A 17,610-nucleotide genomic window follows, 5' to 3' on the forward strand; every position below is an offset into this window, starting at 1 on the left:
CCTTACTTACTATTATAATCATATTTTTATAAAAATAAATTACTTTTTATATATTAGTTACTTGACTTTAAGTATTTATGATTATATACTTACTTACATAAAGTAACCTACTTATTAATTGTTGGTTATAAGAGCAATATTGTAAATATTTTAAGGTGGTGCGGTATCATGGGTTTATTAGATAGATTATTTGGTAAAGAAACAAAGGAGGAAGAAACAATGACAGCTGAAAAATTAAACATCGGGATTATTTTAGGAAGCACTCGTCAAGGACGTGTTAGCCCACAAGTAGCGGAATGGGTGAAGGGGATTGCCGACCAACGCGGCGATGCTAATTATGAGATCGTAGATATTGCAGATTTCAATCTTCCATTCTTAGGCACAACTGACGGAACAGAGCCTGGAATCGCGGCATGGAATGAAAAACTGGCAAACCTTGATGGATTCGTATTCATCGTTCAAGAATACAATCACAGTATTTCAGGAGCATTAAAAAATGCACTTGATTTCGCCCGCGAAGCTTGGTACAACAAAGCTGCCGGCATCGTAAGCTATGGTTCAACTGGCGGAGCACGTGCTGCTGAACATTTACGTGGAATTTGCGGCGAGTTAAAAATTGCCGACGTTCGCACACATCCAACTTTAAGTTTGTTCACTGATTTTGAAAATATGTCTGTATTCAAACCACAAGATTTGCACAATGGTAATGTCAATGCAATGCTTGAGGAAGTTGTTTCCTGGAGCGGCGCTTTAAAAACAGTTAGATAATAAAAAACGAGCGGCTGTATGGTACAGTCGCTCGTTTTATTTTATAGTAGGCCAACCATTTGCAGGCCATGAAGAATTCCATTATCATCTACGGATTTAGTCACATATTTAGCGACCTTCTTTACCTCTTCCTCACCATTCCCCATAGCTACACTATTATAGATAGTCGACAGCATTTCCAAATCATTTGGACCATCTCCAAACGCAAACTGGCGCTCTGGTGGAAAACCTAGTTTTTCAACTAGTTTAGCAATTCCATTAGCCTTTGATCCGCCCTTTGGAATAACATCAACGGAAACCGGATGCCAGCGAATGAAATCAAAGTCATCAAAAGCCTGTTCGTACTGTTTCTCTTCACCTTCTGGACAGAAAAGAAGCGTTTGATACAACTCACGGCCGTTATAATAATGTGGGTCGTGGGTAGGGAATTGCTTGATTTTTAAGGTCGCAATCGCTTCATTAATGTAATCATGTTCCGGAACATTCGCTTTCATATCCTCATGGTCCATAAATACAACCGGATGATTATTTTTTAGCGCCGCCTCTGTTAGTTTTTCTAGAGAGGGGAGGTTTAACGGATTAGTATATAAGACTTCTCCATTTAACACCACATACTGGCCGTTATAGCTGACAAAAGTATTGATATCCAATTCCTTTCGTAAATCCTCATACATAAAAGGGGCCCTGCCTGTTGCAATGGCCACAATATGTCCAAGTTCCTTCAATTTAAAAATTGCTTCCTTTGTGGAAGGGGGTAATTGTTTTTCGTGATCTAGCAAGGTGCCGTCTATGTCGAAAAAAATCACACTTTGTTTTGTCATGTTTAATCCTGCCTTTGAAGTAAATATTTTTTAGGTAGAGATATTGTTATTATCTTTCTTCATTCCGTTTATATAAGTGTAATTTATGAAACGGCTTTCATGTCAAATCTTAAATGGCAGGTTGTTGACAAAATAGATGATTGGTAGTAATATTATCTTGTATTCAAGATATCTTAATTCAAAGTAATTGATGGAGGTGAGATAAAATGGAGAGACAATGCACCAATCTGCCCTTCCTTACACTAATGCAAACCTCAAAAGCCATTCATGATCGAAGTAAAGAAGAATTAGCGATAAATAAGTTAAGTATTACGGACTTTTCCGTTTTAGAGGTACTTTTTCATAAAGGGAAACAAACGATTCAGCAAATCGGAAACAGTATCCTGATCTCCAGTGGATCAATGACGTATGTGATTGATAAGTTAGAACAAAAGGGACTGTTAATTCGTAGTGCCTGTCTTGAAGACCGGCGAGTGATCCATATAACCTTGACGGATGCTGGTAACGATTTGATGAACAAAGTGATGCCGAAATACAATGAGTTTATAAATGAAATATTTGAATCGTTAACTGCTGATGAGGCAGAGGCTTTGGTGCAGCTTTTGAAAAAAGTAAGGAATAACATATAAATTTTTTTGGATAATATCTCGAATTCGAGATAAAAAATTAGGAGGAACTTAAAATGATAAATATTGGTTTATTAATTATTCGCTTGGTGATTGGAGTACTATTTGTGGGCCACGGTGCACAAAAATTATTTGGTTGGTTTGGCGGTTATGGTATAAAGGGTACAGGAGGATGGTTCGAATCCATTGGCATCAAACCAGGAGTAACAATGGCACTGTTGGCCGGATTGGCTGAACTTCTTGGTGGTCTCTTGTTTGCTTTAGGACTTCTAACTCCGCTTGCAGGAATTATGATTGCAGGAACTATGGTAATGGCCATTGCGAAGGTTCATGCACCAAACGGATTATGGTCAACTGCCAATGGATATGAATATAACCTGACATTGCTTGCAGTGGCTATAGGTGTGGCATTAATTGGGCCTGGTCAATATGCTTTAGATGCCTTGTTATTCTAAAATATCTCGAATTAAGACTATTTGGTGAATTTTAATAACTGAATTAGGATCAAAATAAGGTAGAAAAGGAGTGTAAAACCATGAGTAAAAAAACAACGGGTATTCACCATATCACGGCCATTGTGGGCCATCCCCAAGAGAATGTAGATTTCTACGCCGGTGTTTTAGGTTTACGTTTAGTCAAACAAACGGTTAATTTCGATGACCCAGGGACATATCATCTTTATTTCGGTAACGAGGGTGGGAAACCAGGATCCATTATTACCTTCTTCCCGTGGCCAGGTGCACATCAAGGAGTCATTGGAGATGGGCAAGTGGGTGTTACTTCCTATGTGGTTCCGAAAGGTGCCTTTGATTTTTGGGAAAAACGGCTGGGAAAATTCAATATTCCGTTTAAGAAAAAGGAACGCTTTGGTGAGCAATATTTGGAGTTTGATGATCCGCATGGTCTTCACTTGGAAATTGTGGAAAGAGAAGCAGGGGAAATTAATCAATGGACCTTCAGTGATGTAACACCAGATGTTGCTATTAAAGGTTTTGGCGGTGCAACTCTTTTATCAAGCCAGCCTGACAGTACAGCCGAATTGCTAGAAAAGGTACTGGGCCTGGAACTAGTAGGAAAAGAAGGAGATTTCGTTCGTTTCATTTCCGCTGCTGACATTGGGAATGTTATCGATCTTAAATTAACACCAATTGGACGCGGACAAATGGGGGTTGGAACTGTTCATCATATTGCCTGGCGGGCCGTGGATGATCAAGATCAATTGGATTGGCAGAACTATGTTGCTTCTAAAGGATATGGCGTTACTCCTGTCCAGGACAGAAACTATTTTAATGCTATATACTTTAGGGAACACGGTGAAATTTTATTTGAAATTGCGACTGACCCTCCAGGATTTGCTCACGATGAATCACAGGAAACGATGGGTGAGAAATTAATGCTGCCGGAACAGTACGAAAAATACCGGGGGCAGATTGAACGGAGATTGCTGCCAATTAAAGTAAGAGAATTAGACTAAAGGGGATGAATTCTTTGCTATCTATTGATCCTGCCTCACTATCGGAAAGAGAAAATTACAAATTTCTAATCGGGAGCATAATTCCAAGACCTATTGCTTTTGTGACAAGTATTTCGAAGGACGGTGTTTTGAATGGTGCGCCGTTTAGTTACTTTAATATTGTATCATCCAATCCCCCGATGATTTCAGTTTCAATCCAGCGGTCAGGCGGGAAACAAAAGGATACAGCGAGGAACATCATCGAGTCTAAGGAATTTGTCATTCATATTGTCGATGAGCAAAATGTAGAAGCAATAAATAAGACAGCTGCCAGTCTTCCTTCTAATCAAAGTGAAATAGAGTTGGCGAATTTAACGCCGGTAGAAAGTGTAAAGATTTCGGTTCCGGGCATTAAGGAAGCCAAAATTCGCATGGAATGTTTAGTGGAGCATTCCTTGGTATTGGGAGGATTGGATTCACCGGGCTGTGATTTGATCATTGGAAAAGTTGTTCAATTTCATATTGACGAGGCCATTTATGAAAATGGAAGAATCGACCCTAGTGGACTGGCTGCTGTAAGCCGATTGGCCGGGAATTACTACGCCAAAATTGGCGAGGTTTTTGAAATCGAACGACCTAAATAGCTTTTTCAAAAGGGGTGAAGAGAAATGGAATTATTGGGTTTGCATCATGTTTCAATTTTGACAGGAAAAGCTGAGAGAAACTATCAATTTTTCACAAAAATCCTTGGGATGCGATTGGTGAAAAAAACTGTAAACCAAGACAACACAGAATCTTACCATTTGTTCTATGCAGATGGGGAGGGAACACCAGGAACGGAAGTAACGTTTTTTGACATTCCAGGTCTTGGACAGTCCTATCGGGGAACTTCGGATATCTCGACTGTTTCATTGCGGGTGAAAAGCACAGACTCATTGCATTTTTGGAAAGAGCGATTTAACACATTTGGTATTCAACATGAAGAAATCCAGAAGAGAGCAAATCGAGATTCCTTGGCATTTCGAGACTTCGATGGGACACGGTTAATTCTTGTTGCCGATAATGGTGAAAAAGGGGTACGAGGCGGCATACCATGGGAACGAGAAGATATTCCTTCTCAACATGCCATTATTGGTTTAGGGCCAGTCACACTTACGGTTGGGATTGCCGAACCGACAGTTGGTGTTCTGACTGAAGTTATGGGCTTTCGGTACGTAGGCTCCTACCCATCGCTTGAAGAGGACTTTCCTGACATTACGGTTTATGCAACTGGGGAAGGCGGAAGTGGTGCTGAAGTTCATATCGAGAGGCGGACTGATCTTCCAAGAGCCCGCTTAGGCCGAGGCGGAGTGCATCATGTGGCGTTTCGTGTTCCAAATGAAGAAGAATACAACCAATGGGCGGTGCGCTTAAAGGAAAACCGGCTGCCGAATTCCGGCAAGGTTGAGCGTTACTATTTTAAAGCCTTATATTTCCGTGAGCCGAATGGTATACTGTTTGAATTATCGACGGATACTCCTGGGTTTGCCACAGATGAACCAATGGAAACCATGGGGCAGAAGCTGGCTTTACCGCCATTTTTGGAGCCTCGCCGAAAAGAGATTGAGGAAAAATTACGGCCATTAGACTTAAAGTAAGGAAGGTAATCAATTATGAGACACATATTTAATAAAGGGAAAGACCCGGCACGGCCGACATTACTATTGCTTCATGGCACTGGGGGCAATGAACTGGACCTATTGCCGCTTGCGGGAAGAATTGATGATGAAGCCTCAGTTTTAAGTGTCCGCGGAAACGTATTGGAAAACGGCATGCCTCGATTCTTTCGCAGATTGGCTGAAGGGGTGTTTGATGTAGAGGATCTTATTTTTCGAACAAAAGAATTAAATGAGTTTCTTGATGAAGCGTCAGTGAAGTATGGTTTTGACAGAGATAATATCATTGCCCTCGGCTACTCGAACGGTGCAAATATCGCGGCGAGTTTAATGTTTCACTATCAAAATGCGTTAAAGGCTGCGATACTTCATCATCCTATGGTACCGAGAAAAGGGATTGAACTGCCAGACTTGTCAGGTAAATCTGTGTTTATTGCAGCAGGTACAAATGATCCAATTTGTTCACCAATGGAATCGGCCGAACTGGAATCGTTATTGGAAAAAGCGAACGCCAAGGTTGAGTTGCATTGGTATAACAGAGGTCACCAATTGACAATAGATGAAGTAGAGGCAGCGGCCGCATGGTATCGGCAGCTAAATAATTGAGCTAACCGGATATTTCTGGTTGGCTTTTTTTGTACCCAAAAATTAACAATTATGCTTTAATTAGGGTGTGAGATTTTGATAAGGGGGGACTAAAGATGATCGCTACACAATACAAGATCACTTTGCCTAGTGATTATGACATGAATATTATCAGAGATCGGGTAAGGAATAATGGTCATAAGACCGATGGATTCGAGGACCTGAAATTTAAACTTTATTTAATAACCGAAAAAGGCATCAATGGTAACCTGCAAAATGGTTATTGCCCTTTGTATCTTTGGAAAGACAGCAACGGACTGAATAAGTTTTTATTTAATGGATTTTATGACAATATCCTTAATTCGTTTGGTTGGCAGCGAATAAATATTGGAATTCCATTGATTAATATGACGACAGCTAATTTGAAAGAGAATATGTTTGTTTTTCACATCAATAGGGAAATCCCCCCACAAGAGAGTTTGAATCACTTTAAGGAACGAGTGGTTGAGAGCGTTCCGCAGATTGAAGGTGCGGAATATCTCGTCATTTTTAACCCCGATAAATGGGAATACGATGCGTTTTATTTTTTGAATGATTTGAGTTGTGTAAAGGAAAAGAGCGGGGTTATTTATACAATACTGCATGTATCACAAGAAGTAGGATTGAATTCGGAATAACGGGTTTTCCTGCTTCATCTTAAACTGCTCCTATGACCTGTATTGGCGTAGTGGACCACCGATTTATCAGCTTCCAATGCTCTAATAATGACCTGTATTGGCGTAGTGGACCACCGATTTATCAGTTTCCACTGCTCCAATGACCTGTATTGGCGTAGTGGACCACCGATTTTTCAGCTTCCACTGCTCCAATGACCTGTATTGGCGTAGTGGACCACCGATTTATCAGCTTCCAATGCTCTAATAATGACCTGTATTGGCTTAGTGGACCACCTATTTATCAGCTTCCAGTGCTCCAATGACCTGTATTGGAGTAGTGGACCACCGATTTTTCAGTTTCCACTGCTCCAATGACCTGTATTGGCGTAGTGAACCATCGATTTTTCAGCTTCCACTGCTCCAATGACCTGTATTGGCGTAGTGGACCACCTATTTATCAGCTTCCAGTGCTCCAATGACCTGTATTGGCGTAGTGGACCACCTATTTATCAGCTTCCACTGCTCCAATAACCTTCACGTACTCTCATTATTGTTTTTCTCAAAAAAGCAATTATTAGCAACCCGAAAAAAATATTGCGGATACTTTGTAAATCGATTTAAAATGAAGGATGAAAATAATAGGGAGAAGGTTTCAGCATGTGGATTGCGGCAGCATTGGTTACCACCTTAAGTTTTGGGACAAATAATACCATTTTTAAATGGAGTACAAGCCGTGGCTTGTCAAAGGTACATATACAGTTATTCTTTTATTTTGTGGCGTTTATCTTAACACTGGGGTACGGAATTTCAACAGGGGAAGTGCAGTTTAACGTCTATTCGATCATCCTTGGAGGGTTGATTGGCATCCTTAATGCCAACGGAAATATACAAATGTCCAGGGCATTCGAAAACGGACCGGCAAGCTTAACTTCGCCGCTAATTGGAGCGAATACCATACTGCCGATTCTTGGGGCAGCGCTTATTTTTCATGAAAAAATTGGCCTTATTCACTGGGTTGGGATCGTGGTTATTCTCAGTTCCGCTATGATGATTCAGTATTCACCAGGGGCAAAACAGGGCACCAACTACGGCAAATGGATTTACCGAGTACTGCTGGCTATCCTGTCCTTCGGCATCCTTGGAATATTAATGAAGACGACTTCCTATATGCACATCAGTTCACTCCATACACTTATTTCTATGTATGGAGTGGGCAGCGTGTATCTAGGACTGACAAGCCTGAGGGAAAAAGAAAACTGGCGGCGTTCGGAAGTAAACATCGGTTCGCTAGTGGGATTGGTTAGTGTCCTCGGGTATAGCTGTTATTTTTATGCGTTGCAAAAAGGGAGTGCCAGCATCATTTTTCCAATCGTGAGCCTGAACTGCCTGGTCGTCATCTTGGCCGGCTGTTGGATTTTTAAGGAAAAGCTTAAACGCTATCAGCTTGTCGGGATTCTTTCTGCGATAATAGGGATTATTTTTACAAAAATTTAGCAGATCAGTTTTTACGAGCATAAAAAGAGGATGGGAGCTACTCCCATCCTTTTTAACTTGCTGGAAGCTTGATTTTTACAGACTCTTCCCGCTTAGCCGCCTTTTTCGTCCTAAGACGCTGTCTTTCATCACTTTGAAAATACGACTTCACCGACTCATTAATAAGCGCAACACTAATGGAGGTGAAGACAAAGAAGCCGATTGGAATCATGACTATCCACGGGTATGAATAAAGGTAGCTGATATCTCCGCCAATGACCCCTGACCATTCAAATGATACAGAACGAGGCGGTGTATCGTCATCAGGCGGGATTGTCCCGCCAAAGAAGAGGCTCATAAATCCAAGATGGGCGAGCAGCTGTAATGACTGAATGAATTGCTGCCCGAATAATAGGATCCATTTTTCATACACATGTGGAACAATGTGTTTAAAAAAGATTCGAAATTTACTAGCACCAAGGGTTCTAGCGACTTCGATAAACGATTCATTCTCCACAATTTTCATTTCATTGGCAAGATGGATTGTTAGATTGGGCACCGCAAGTAAGACGAGCACAATGATTTCGAATGTGGCCCTCTGCCAAAAGGACGTATGAAACCCATCACCCGGCCTCCACAAAACACTAAACAGGATAAAATAGGCAATAATCGTTTGCGGAACAACTGAAAAGGGTTCAAAAATACTTTTAATCAAATTGAAAATGGCAGGTTTTATTGAGAAAATAAACGAACTTATGATAAGTCCCAAAATCATGCGCAGCAACGCAACAACAAGGACAATTCCAATAGTCCATTTGGCTCCCTCGACTAATAAATGGACTAAATCATATCCATAGCGGTCAGTCCCAAGTATGTACTCCGTGAAGGGCGGATACGGGGCTTTATCGATGAGATTTCCATGCTTATCCGCATGATACATTGTCTGACGGATTTTCCCATCATTAAAAATTGTATTTAGAATACTTGCGATTACCAATGTTGACAAAAATAGAAAACTGATTAGAAACCGTTTTCTCCTTAATAAATAAATTAGCATTCTATTCATTTCCTCTCCACAGAATCCAGCTATTGACCTTAAAATTAGACGAATGATAAATTAAGTTGGTTTCAATTTTTTTACAAAATTTCACGTGCCCAAAACCGGATGAAAAACCTGAAATAGGTAACGTAGACGTGTTCTACGTGCCCAAAATCAGATAAAAAATCTAAAATAGGTAACGTAGAAGTGTTCTACGTGCCCAAAATCAGATAAAAAATCAAAAATAGGTAACGTAGAAGTGTTCTACGTGCCCAAAACCGGATGAAAAATCTGAAATAGGTAACGTAGAAGCGTTCTACGTGCCCGAAACCGGATGAAAAATCAGAAAGAGGTAACGTAGAAACGTTCTACGTGCCCAAAATCAGATAAAAAATCTAAAATAGGTAACGTAGAAGCGTTCTACGTGCCCAAAACCGGATGAAAAATCAGAAATAGGTAACGTAGAAACGTTCTACGTGCCCTAAATCAGATAAAAAATCAGAAATAGGTAACGTAGAAGCAGTCTACGTGCCCAAAACCGGATGAAAAACCTGAAATAGGTAACGTAGAAGCGTTCTACGTGCCCGAAACCGGATGAAAAATCAGAAATAGGTAACGTAGAAGTGTTCTACGTGCCCAAAATCAGATAAAAAATCTAAAATAGGTAACGTAGAAGTGTTCTACGTGCCCGAAACCAAGCTCAAAAACAACTCAAGGTAACATAAAAAAGTCGCCTGACCAAAATCGGGCGACTTCCCTAATTCCAAACTACAATTTTACGTCCACCACATATCCCCAACTGATTCCTTCACCATTACTGGCTGTAACGTTTGGATTGCCTTCGTAAATCCTTCATCAATCGACATTAACCCGTCCTCGTGCTCGATACTGACTACATAATCATAGCCGTAGAGCCGTAAAGCACTGATAATGTCACTCCACACTTTAGAATCATGACCAAACCCAACCGTACGGAAATTCCAAGAGCGATTTCTCATATCACTATAAGAAGTCATATCGGTCAATCCGTTTCGATTCGTATTCGCCTGGTCAATACTGGTGTCCTTTGCATGGAAGTGGTGAATAGCATTTTCACTGCCTAATATTTTCACAGCCTCAACCGGGTCAATTCCTTGCCACCACATATGGCTTGGATCGAGATTAGCGCCAATTGCCTGACCACAGGCTTCTCTTAAACGTAAAAGGGTGGCAGGTGTATGTACCGAGAAGCCGCCGTGTAATTCAAGACCAATTTTTACATTATGCTGCTGGGCAAAGGCTGCTTTTTCTTTCCAATACGGGATGATTTTTTCTTCCCATTGCCATTTTAAAATTTCCTGATATTCATTTGGCCAAGGAGCGACTGGCCAGTTTGGATATTTCGCCCCCTCGTGGTCACCTGGGCAGCCAGAGAAAGTATTAACGACCGGAACTCCCAACAAACTTGCCAACTGAACGGTTTTCGTAAATAGTGTATCCGCTTCCAAGGCAATGTGTTTTTGTGGATGCAGCGGGTTAGAATGGCAACTTAATGCGCTGATTGTAAGTCCGCGGCCCGCAACTTTTTCCAAAACCTCCTCGCGTTTACCCTCATCTGACAATAACTCGTCGACCTTGCAATGGGCATCTCCCGGATAGCCGCCAGTGCCCAGTTCAACCGCCTCAATTCCCTTTGCCGCTACATGGTCCAGCATTTCTTCAAGTGTCTTATCTGAAAACAAAACGGTAAAAACGCCTAGCTTCATGAAAACACCACCCCTAGAAAAATTTGTAATCCATTACATATTATTATAACTTACTAGCTATCACTATCAATAACTTAATGGATATATTTGTATATATTGACAAATAATTCATATAATTCTATAATCAAGTTGAACTTGTAATCGATTACAAGAAAATAGGTGAAAGTAGGAAGCATCATGGCCAATATCCAGGAAGTAGCTGAAAAAGCAGGTGTTTCGGTTGCGACGGTTTCCAGGGTGCTCAATAACATTACATCCGTAAGTCCCAAGACACGACTCAAAGTTGAAAATGCCATTAAAGAACTGAACTATGCACCCAGCATGTTGGGGCGAAATCTCAGAAACTCTGAAAGCCGCTTGTTACTCGTCCTCATCCCCAGCATTTCCAATCCTTTTTACACAGACATCATCAATGGGATTGAAAATTTTGCCATCGTCAATGATTACAACATTCTTCTTTGTCAAACAGACTCCAACCCGCAGCGAGAAAACATTTTTTTTAATATGGTAAAAAACAAATTGGCCGATGGCATCATTTCTATGGATCCGACAGTCAACAAGCAAAAACTGAATGAATTAGCCAGAGATCATTATATTATCCTGTGCAGTGAGTATGAGGAAGGCGGCTCGATTCCTTACGTCACAATTGATAGTGAACTGGCTGCCTATCATGCTGTGAAGCATTTAATTAAAATTGGAAAGAGTAATATTGCCTTAATCAATTCTGATGAAAAATTTCTTTATGCCCGCCAGCGCCGCAAAGGCTATGAACGGGCATTGGCAGAGTTTGGTCTGCCTGTCCGAAATGAGTGGATCTATAATACGCAAGGTCTTGATTTTGAACACGGGGTCCACGCGATGCGGATGCTGCTGCAGCTAAACGAAAGACCGACAGCGGTGTTTGCCGTTTCTGATACACTGGCGATTGGGGCGTTAAAAGAAATTAACAACAGTGGTTTAAAGGTTCCGGATGACATTGCTGTTGTCGGCTTTGATAAGATCAGTTTTTCAAACATGACGAATCCAACCCTGACAACGGTAGCCCAGCCGATGTACAAAATGGGCTATACCGCTGCAAAAATGTTGATTAATAGTATTAAAGGCAACAAAGTCGAAAGTGTTGTTTTGGACCATGAATTGGTGATTCGTGAATCAACGATGGGATAGGAGTGGTACATATGGGTATTAAAGTTGGCATTATCGGCTGCGGGTCAATTACTAAATTCCGGCATGCCCCGGAATATAAAGCCAATCCCCATGTCGACGAGATTGTTTTTTTTGACCGTAACTTTGCAAGAGCGAAGGAGCTGGCCCAGGAATTTGGCGGCCGGGCGGTGGAAAGTGTGGAAGAACTGCTGCAAGACCCAACCATAACAGCAGTTAGCGACTGTTCATCGAACGAAGCTCACCATATTAATTCCACCAATGCATTGCTGAGCGGCAAGCATGTTCTTTGTGAAAAGCCATTGGCAATCTCGGTTGAATATGCGGAACAAATTATACAAGCAGCGCAGAAATCAGGTAAGAAATTAATGGTCGACCATAACCAGCGTTTTACTAAAGCCCATCAAAAGGCAAAGGAAATCATCGCCAGCAAGGAACTCGGCGAGGTGCTGACCTTTAAAACCAGCTTCGGTCATCAGGGCCCTGAAAGCTGGGGCGTCGATAAATCGAATGCCACCTGGTTTTTTAAAAAAGAACGTTCGCACTCCGGAGTAGCCGGTGACCTAGGTATACACAAAATTGACCTGATCCACTATCTGTTGGACGATGAAATTGAGGATGTTCATGCTTTTCACGGTGCCCTTGATAAAATCGATGAAACTGGGAAGCCAATTGAAGTTTGCGACAATGTTGTCTGTGCGTTGAAGACGAAAAAGGGCCGCTTGGGTACGGCTTCATTTTCTTGGACCTATTACGGTGCGGAAGATAATTCAACAACCATCTACTGTCAAAAAGGGATTCTTAAAATCTATCAACATCCTGAGTATCAGCTGATTGTTGAAAGTAAGGATGGCGCAGTGATTAAATACGAACTGGAGCCCATCCAAACCAATGATAACCAAACAAAATCCGGCGTCATTGATGCCTTTATCGACAGTATTATTCACGACAAAGAACCGCTTGTAACAGGGAAGCAGGTACTATCCAGTCTTAAGGTGATTGAAAAAATATTAGGTTCATAGACTAGTTTCAGTAGGTCAAATGTCCTGAAAATAATTGACGGAATAGTAAATTTTTTATACTATAATTGTAATGGATTACATACCATATTTTAACAAATATTATCGCCGTTGTAATATTGGAAATGTAATCAATTACAGAAGGTGGGTTGAAATGTTAAATCAGCTTGCAATCAATTCGAATACGTATCACGGTTTTTCCTTGGAGGAAGCAGTTAGAGGAGCAAGTGAGGCAGGATTCACCCAGATTGAACTAGCTGCAGTCAATCATACCCCACATTTGCTGCCAGATATGTCTGCTCAAGAACTCGATGATATTAAGGAATTGCTTCGAGACTACGGCATGACCTGCATCGGGATCGGTGCCCATAGTAATATCATGACGCAAGCAGGAGTTAACAATCTATTAAAAGGCATAGACCTTGCGGTGGAATTTAATTGCAAGTATGTCATTACCGCTACCGGTGACGCCCATAATGACACCGATGTGATTGAAGATGAAGCGGTATTAGTCAAAAATCTCCTGCCGATTATTGAGAAATGCGAGAAGCTGGGCAAACAGCTTGTCCTGGAAACGCACGGCAATAACTACCCAACCGGCGTTTCACTAAAAAAACTAGCAAAAGCGTTAAACGACCGTGTCAAAATTAATTACGATACTGCTAATGTTATATTTTACGGAAATAAGATGCCATACGAAGACCTGGAGGCCTCCGCTGATTACGTTGAATTCATTCACCTGAAGGATAAGCTCGGTGCTTATACCGAGTGGAATTTCCCAGCCATTGGCGACGGGGACCTTGACTTCGGAAAGATTTTTGCAACGCTTAAGGAAACAAATTATCAAAGGCCGATCAGTGTTGAAATTGAATTTACCCCGGCAGGGCCGGCGAGTCTTGAAACTGTCAACCATAGTGTCAAAAAATCATTCCACTATCTTTCGCAATTATTGGGTAGAAACTCATGAAAACAATTGGGCTGGTTGGATTGGGATTTATGGGCAAGACGCATTTGGAAGCCTATCAAAAAATAGACAATTGCCGGGTAAAGTCAATCTATTCGAGAAATCCAGGGAAGGGTCAGGTCTCGGATTATCATGATTTATTACAGGATAAGGAGATCGACATCATTGATATTTGCCTCCCTACTTTTTTGCATGAACAGTATATCATCCAAGCGGCGAATGCCGGAAAGCATATTATCTGTGAAAAGCCGTTAACCTTAACGCTTCAGTCCGCACAAAGGATTATCGATGCTGTTGAGAAAAATAATGTGCAGTTATATGTTGGTCATGTACTTAGATTTTGGCCGGAATATCAGGTCATTAAATCCTACAGTGGAACCGACAAATTAAAAGATATTGAGATAGTTCATGCCAGCCGCCTGGGACAGGAGCCGAAATGGAGCACATGGTTCCAGTACCCCGAACAAAGTGGCGGTGCCTTATTTGACCTGCATATTCATGACATTGATTTCGTTACGTATTTACTCGGTGAGGTTGAGTCACTCTATGCAGTAGGCCATAAAAACAAATACGGTGCATGGAATCACGTCGTGACGACACTCATTTTTAAAAATAGCAGTACTGCCACTGTCGAAGCCTCGCAGCGAATGCCAACAGGATATCCCTTTACGATGTCACTACGGGCACAAACAGCCCAAAGTGCATTAGACTTCAAGATTGTTGCTGGTGAAAATATTGAGAACATCAATGACAGCCAGAATCAGTTCATCTACTACTCCAACAATGAAACGTCTCAGATTGCCGCCGATCGAGGCGATGCCTTTCACAATGAACTATCCTACTTCGTGAATTGTCTAGAAACCAACCAGGAAAACAAAATCATCCCATTGGATGATGTACTATACACCCTTAAGCTGTTAACAGCAATTGAAACTGCCTTGGATACAGGGCGGGAGGTTCAGGTATAAGACCGTAGACCCCAAATGTATTGGTGAATGGAATGAAAATGCTTCAAGTGAGCTAACGGTTTCAATTTAATATTGCAATAGATTACTAGTTTCATATTAAAGGGGGTACGTAGTTGAAATGAAAATGAAAAAGACTTTTTCTTGGATGTTGCTAGTGTTATTGATTATGGTGCCGATTCTTGGGGCCTGCAGCAGTGACAAAACAACGGGTGATGAAGATTCGGGTAAGACAGGTGATAAAGGGTCCAAGAAACACAAGATTGGCATTCTGGCACCCGCTGTTACCCATGGCTGGGTTGCCGCAGTTGCTTACAATGCAGAAGTTCGTGCCAAAGAATTGTCGGACGAAATAGAGTACAAGATTCAAACCAGCAATAATGCGGAAGAAATGACGTCCCAATTGGATGATTTGATGACTTGGGGAGCAGAAGCCATTGTGGCCTTTCCGCAGTGGGAAGGGATGGAAGTGCCAATCAAGCGGGCCTTGGATGAGGGAATCAAGGTGGTAAACTTTGATATCGTCATCGACGCGGATGGTGTCTACCGTGTTGCCGGAGATAACGAGGACATGGGTGTTCAGGGCGCCAACTATATTGTCAAGAAGGTTGGCAAAGAAGGAACAGTGGTCGTTCTTGAGGTCCCATCTTCCGGTTCAGTTTCTGAGCTAAGGAAAAAAGGATTTGTCGACACAATGAAGAAAATTGCTCCTGATATGAAGCTGTTGACATATGCTACTCAGTTTACCCGTGAAGACGGTTTGAAGGATTTTGCTGATATTTTAACTAAGAATCCGAAAATCGATGCGGTTTACTCGATGGATGATGAAACCTCTGTTGGCGTGCTGCAGGCAATTAAAGAAGCAGGCAGAACCGATATTAAGGTTGTAACGGGCGGAGGCGGTATGCAGGAATACTTCAAGATGATGCCGGAAAATCAAGATATCTGGATTCAGTCTGCCCTTTACAGCCCAGCAATGGTTAAGGATGCTGTCGATATCGCCAACAAACTTTTAAAGGGTGAGAAAGTCGAAGAGGAGACAATTATTCCAACAACAGTTGTTGACCGCGACAATTATAAGGAATTCCTTGATGAGAAATCACCTTATTAATACTTGAAAACAAGAATAGCAGAGGGGTTATGGCGGAGCTGTAGCCCCTTTTTTACTAAATGCTGCGGAGGTGATTTCATGATCATCGAGATGAAAAATATTCGCAAATCTTTTGGTAGTAATGATGTGTTAAAGGATGTGTCGTTGACGATAAAAGGCGGTGACATTTGCGCACTGCTCGGCGAAAACGGTGCTGGTAAGTCTACCCTCATGAACATCCTTGGCGGTGTACATGGGATGGATTCCGGTTCTATTACGGTGGACGGGACGCAACTAACCTTTGCCAACCCGGCGGAATCACAAAAAGCGGGAATCGCTTTCATCCATCAGGAACTAAATTTGATTAACGACCTGCCCATTTATGAAAATATGTTTTTGGGAAGAGAATTGAAAACAAAACGCGGCATGTTGGATCTTGAAAAAATGGTTCAGGAAACACAAAAGATGTTTCAGAGCATGAATGTAAGTCTAGACCCAAAAATGATGGTCCGTGAACTTGATGCTTCCTACAAACAAATCGTGGAAATCTGCCGGGCGATGATGGCAAATGCCTCCATAATCATCATGGATGAGCCGACCACCTCATTAACCGACCCGGAAATTGAACGTGTTTTTGGCATGATGAAGACGCTTCGAGACCATAATGTCGGGATTATTTTTATCTCCCACAAATTGAAAGAGGTCATGCAGGTTTGCAACCGGTATGTTGTCCTTCGGGACGGTAATCTGGTCGCGGAAGGTGATGTCAGCAATGTAACAACGAATGACCTCGCCCGGTTCATGGTTGGCTATGATGTCAGGACAGAACCGCTGCTGCGCAACAAAAATCTTGGCGACGAGATACTGCGTGTCGAGGGACTTACATACAACCACAACTTCAGGGATATTCATTTTTCCATCAGGGCAGGGGAAATCGTTGGCTTCACCGGGCTCTTGGGTGATGGCCGCAGTGAACTATTCCAAGCTATTTTCGGAGCAGACAAAATTTCCTCGGGAAAAATTTATTTGAGTGGAAAAGAGGTCAAGATTTCGAGTACAACTCAGGCAATCAAGGAAGGGATTGCCTATCTGCCACGGAATCGAAAGGAAAACGCCATTATCAAGGATATGAATATTATCGAAAATGCCTCGATTGTCACGTGGCCTAAGTTTTCAAGAAGGGGAATCATTAATAAGTATAGGCATCATGAAACCTTTGAAGAACAGCGTGTCGCATTGAAGTTGAAGATGGGTGAACTGACGGACAACATCACCAGCCTTTCGGGCGGAAATCAGCAAAAGATTGTCCTTGCCAAATGGCTGGCGGCCTCTCCTAAACTGCTAATCTTGGATAATCCGACCCAAGGTGTGGATGTCGGGGCGAAGGAAGATATTTATGACATTATTTTAAAACTTGCAGAGGATAACATCGCTGTTGTTGTACTGTCCAGTGAAGCGCATGAAATTATCCGCGTCTGTGACCGGGCGCTCGTAATGTACCATGGAGAAATTCAAGGGGAAGTTTCAGGTGAGGCAATGAATGAGGTTACGATGATGAGGCTAGCGACGGGCGGGCAGCTGACATAA

At 41.9% G+C, this 17,610-nt stretch carries 18 protein-coding genes; 15 read left to right on the top strand and 3 right to left on the bottom strand.

The window, feature by feature from the left end; all coding sequences use genetic code 11:
• Positions 1–168 precede the first annotated feature (168 nt).
• Positions 169–768, top strand: a complete 600-nt coding sequence (locus ACZ43M_RS06780) for an NADPH-dependent FMN reductase (RefSeq protein WP_464506649.1) — start codon at positions 169–171, stop codon at positions 766–768.
• A 41-nt stretch (positions 769–809) separates the two neighbouring features.
• Here the strand turns inward: ACZ43M_RS06780 and ACZ43M_RS06785 are convergent, their stop codons facing one another.
• Positions 810–1,589: a Cof-type HAD-IIB family hydrolase gene (locus ACZ43M_RS06785; RefSeq protein ID WP_464506650.1), complete on the bottom strand. Its 780-nt coding sequence runs from the start codon at positions 1,587–1,589 to the stop codon at positions 810–812.
• A 206-nt stretch (positions 1,590–1,795) separates the two neighbouring features.
• Between ACZ43M_RS06785 and ACZ43M_RS06790 the strand changes: the two genes are divergently transcribed.
• From ACZ43M_RS06790 to ACZ43M_RS06825, 8 genes are all read left to right on the top strand, one after another.
• Positions 1,796–2,218 carry a MarR family winged helix-turn-helix transcriptional regulator gene (locus tag ACZ43M_RS06790; RefSeq protein WP_464506651.1) on the top strand — a complete coding sequence of 141 codons (423 nt, stop codon included), beginning with the start codon at positions 1,796–1,798 and terminating at the stop codon, positions 2,216–2,218.
• A 53-nt stretch (positions 2,219–2,271) separates the two neighbouring features.
• Positions 2,272–2,670: a DoxX family protein gene (locus tag ACZ43M_RS06795; RefSeq protein ID WP_464506652.1), complete on the top strand. Its 399-nt coding sequence runs from the start codon at positions 2,272–2,274 to the stop codon at positions 2,668–2,670.
• Between the two features lie 80 nt (positions 2,671–2,750).
• Positions 2,751–3,689, top strand: a complete 939-nt coding sequence (locus tag ACZ43M_RS06800; RefSeq protein ID WP_464506653.1) for a ring-cleaving dioxygenase — start codon at positions 2,751–2,753, stop codon at positions 3,687–3,689.
• A gap of 14 nt (positions 3,690–3,703) precedes the next feature.
• On the top strand, positions 3,704–4,312 hold the full coding sequence (locus ACZ43M_RS06805) for a flavin reductase family protein (RefSeq protein WP_464506654.1): 609 nt from the start codon (positions 3,704–3,706) through the stop codon (positions 4,310–4,312).
• 24 nt (positions 4,313–4,336) lie between these two features.
• The gene (locus ACZ43M_RS06810; protein ID WP_464506655.1) at positions 4,337–5,305 is read left to right on the top strand and encodes a ring-cleaving dioxygenase; all 969 of its coding nucleotides are present in this window, start codon (positions 4,337–4,339) and stop codon (positions 5,303–5,305) included.
• Between the two features lie 15 nt (positions 5,306–5,320).
• The gene (locus tag ACZ43M_RS06815; protein ID WP_464506656.1) at positions 5,321–5,929 is read left to right on the top strand and encodes an alpha/beta hydrolase; all 609 of its coding nucleotides are present in this window, start codon (positions 5,321–5,323) and stop codon (positions 5,927–5,929) included.
• 95 nt (positions 5,930–6,024) lie between these two features.
• Complete coding sequence (locus tag ACZ43M_RS06820) at positions 6,025–6,585, top strand: DUF4865 family protein (RefSeq protein WP_464506657.1); 561 nt, start codon at positions 6,025–6,027, stop codon at positions 6,583–6,585.
• 636 nt (positions 6,586–7,221) lie between these two features.
• Positions 7,222–8,058 carry a DMT family transporter gene (locus ACZ43M_RS06825; RefSeq protein ID WP_464506658.1) on the top strand — a complete coding sequence of 279 codons (837 nt, stop codon included), beginning with the start codon at positions 7,222–7,224 and terminating at the stop codon, positions 8,056–8,058.
• A 52-nt stretch (positions 8,059–8,110) separates the two neighbouring features.
• Here ACZ43M_RS06825 and ACZ43M_RS06830 read toward each other — a convergent pair whose 3' ends face one another.
• Entirely contained in the window at positions 8,111–9,103 is a 993-nt protein-coding gene (locus ACZ43M_RS06830; RefSeq protein ID WP_464506659.1) for an ABC transporter permease, read from the bottom strand.
• Between the two features lie 749 nt (positions 9,104–9,852).
• Positions 9,853–10,821 (bottom strand): sugar phosphate isomerase/epimerase family protein, encoded by a 969-nt coding sequence (locus tag ACZ43M_RS06835; protein WP_464506660.1) that lies wholly within the window; start codon positions 10,819–10,821, stop codon positions 9,853–9,855.
• 177 nt (positions 10,822–10,998) lie between these two features.
• Between ACZ43M_RS06835 and ACZ43M_RS06840 the strand changes: the two genes are divergently transcribed.
• The 6 genes from ACZ43M_RS06840 (at position 10,999) to ACZ43M_RS06865 (ending at position 17,610) form a co-directional block, all read left to right on the top strand.
• Positions 10,999–11,988: a LacI family DNA-binding transcriptional regulator gene (locus tag ACZ43M_RS06840; RefSeq protein WP_464506661.1), complete on the top strand. Its 990-nt coding sequence runs from the start codon at positions 10,999–11,001 to the stop codon at positions 11,986–11,988.
• An 11-nt stretch (positions 11,989–11,999) separates the two neighbouring features.
• The gene (locus tag ACZ43M_RS06845; protein ID WP_464506662.1) at positions 12,000–13,007 is read left to right on the top strand and encodes a Gfo/Idh/MocA family protein; all 1,008 of its coding nucleotides are present in this window, start codon (positions 12,000–12,002) and stop codon (positions 13,005–13,007) included.
• A 151-nt stretch (positions 13,008–13,158) separates the two neighbouring features.
• Positions 13,159–13,971, top strand: a complete 813-nt coding sequence (locus ACZ43M_RS06850; RefSeq protein WP_464506663.1) for a sugar phosphate isomerase/epimerase family protein — start codon at positions 13,159–13,161, stop codon at positions 13,969–13,971.
• The gene (locus ACZ43M_RS06855; protein WP_464506664.1) at positions 13,968–14,936 is read left to right on the top strand and encodes a Gfo/Idh/MocA family protein; all 969 of its coding nucleotides are present in this window, start codon (positions 13,968–13,970) and stop codon (positions 14,934–14,936) included. The genes ACZ43M_RS06850 and ACZ43M_RS06855 overlap by 4 nt, the downstream gene beginning before the upstream one ends.
• 118 nt (positions 14,937–15,054) lie before the next feature.
• Positions 15,055–16,044: an ABC transporter substrate-binding protein gene (locus ACZ43M_RS06860; protein WP_464506665.1), complete on the top strand. Its 990-nt coding sequence runs from the start codon at positions 15,055–15,057 to the stop codon at positions 16,042–16,044.
• 78 nt (positions 16,045–16,122) lie between these two features.
• A complete protein-coding gene (locus ACZ43M_RS06865; protein ID WP_464506667.1) occupies positions 16,123–17,610 on the top strand; it encodes a sugar ABC transporter ATP-binding protein in 1,488 nt (495 codons plus the stop codon).

The sequence above is a fragment of the Neobacillus sp. B24 genome (assembly GCF_055381825.1).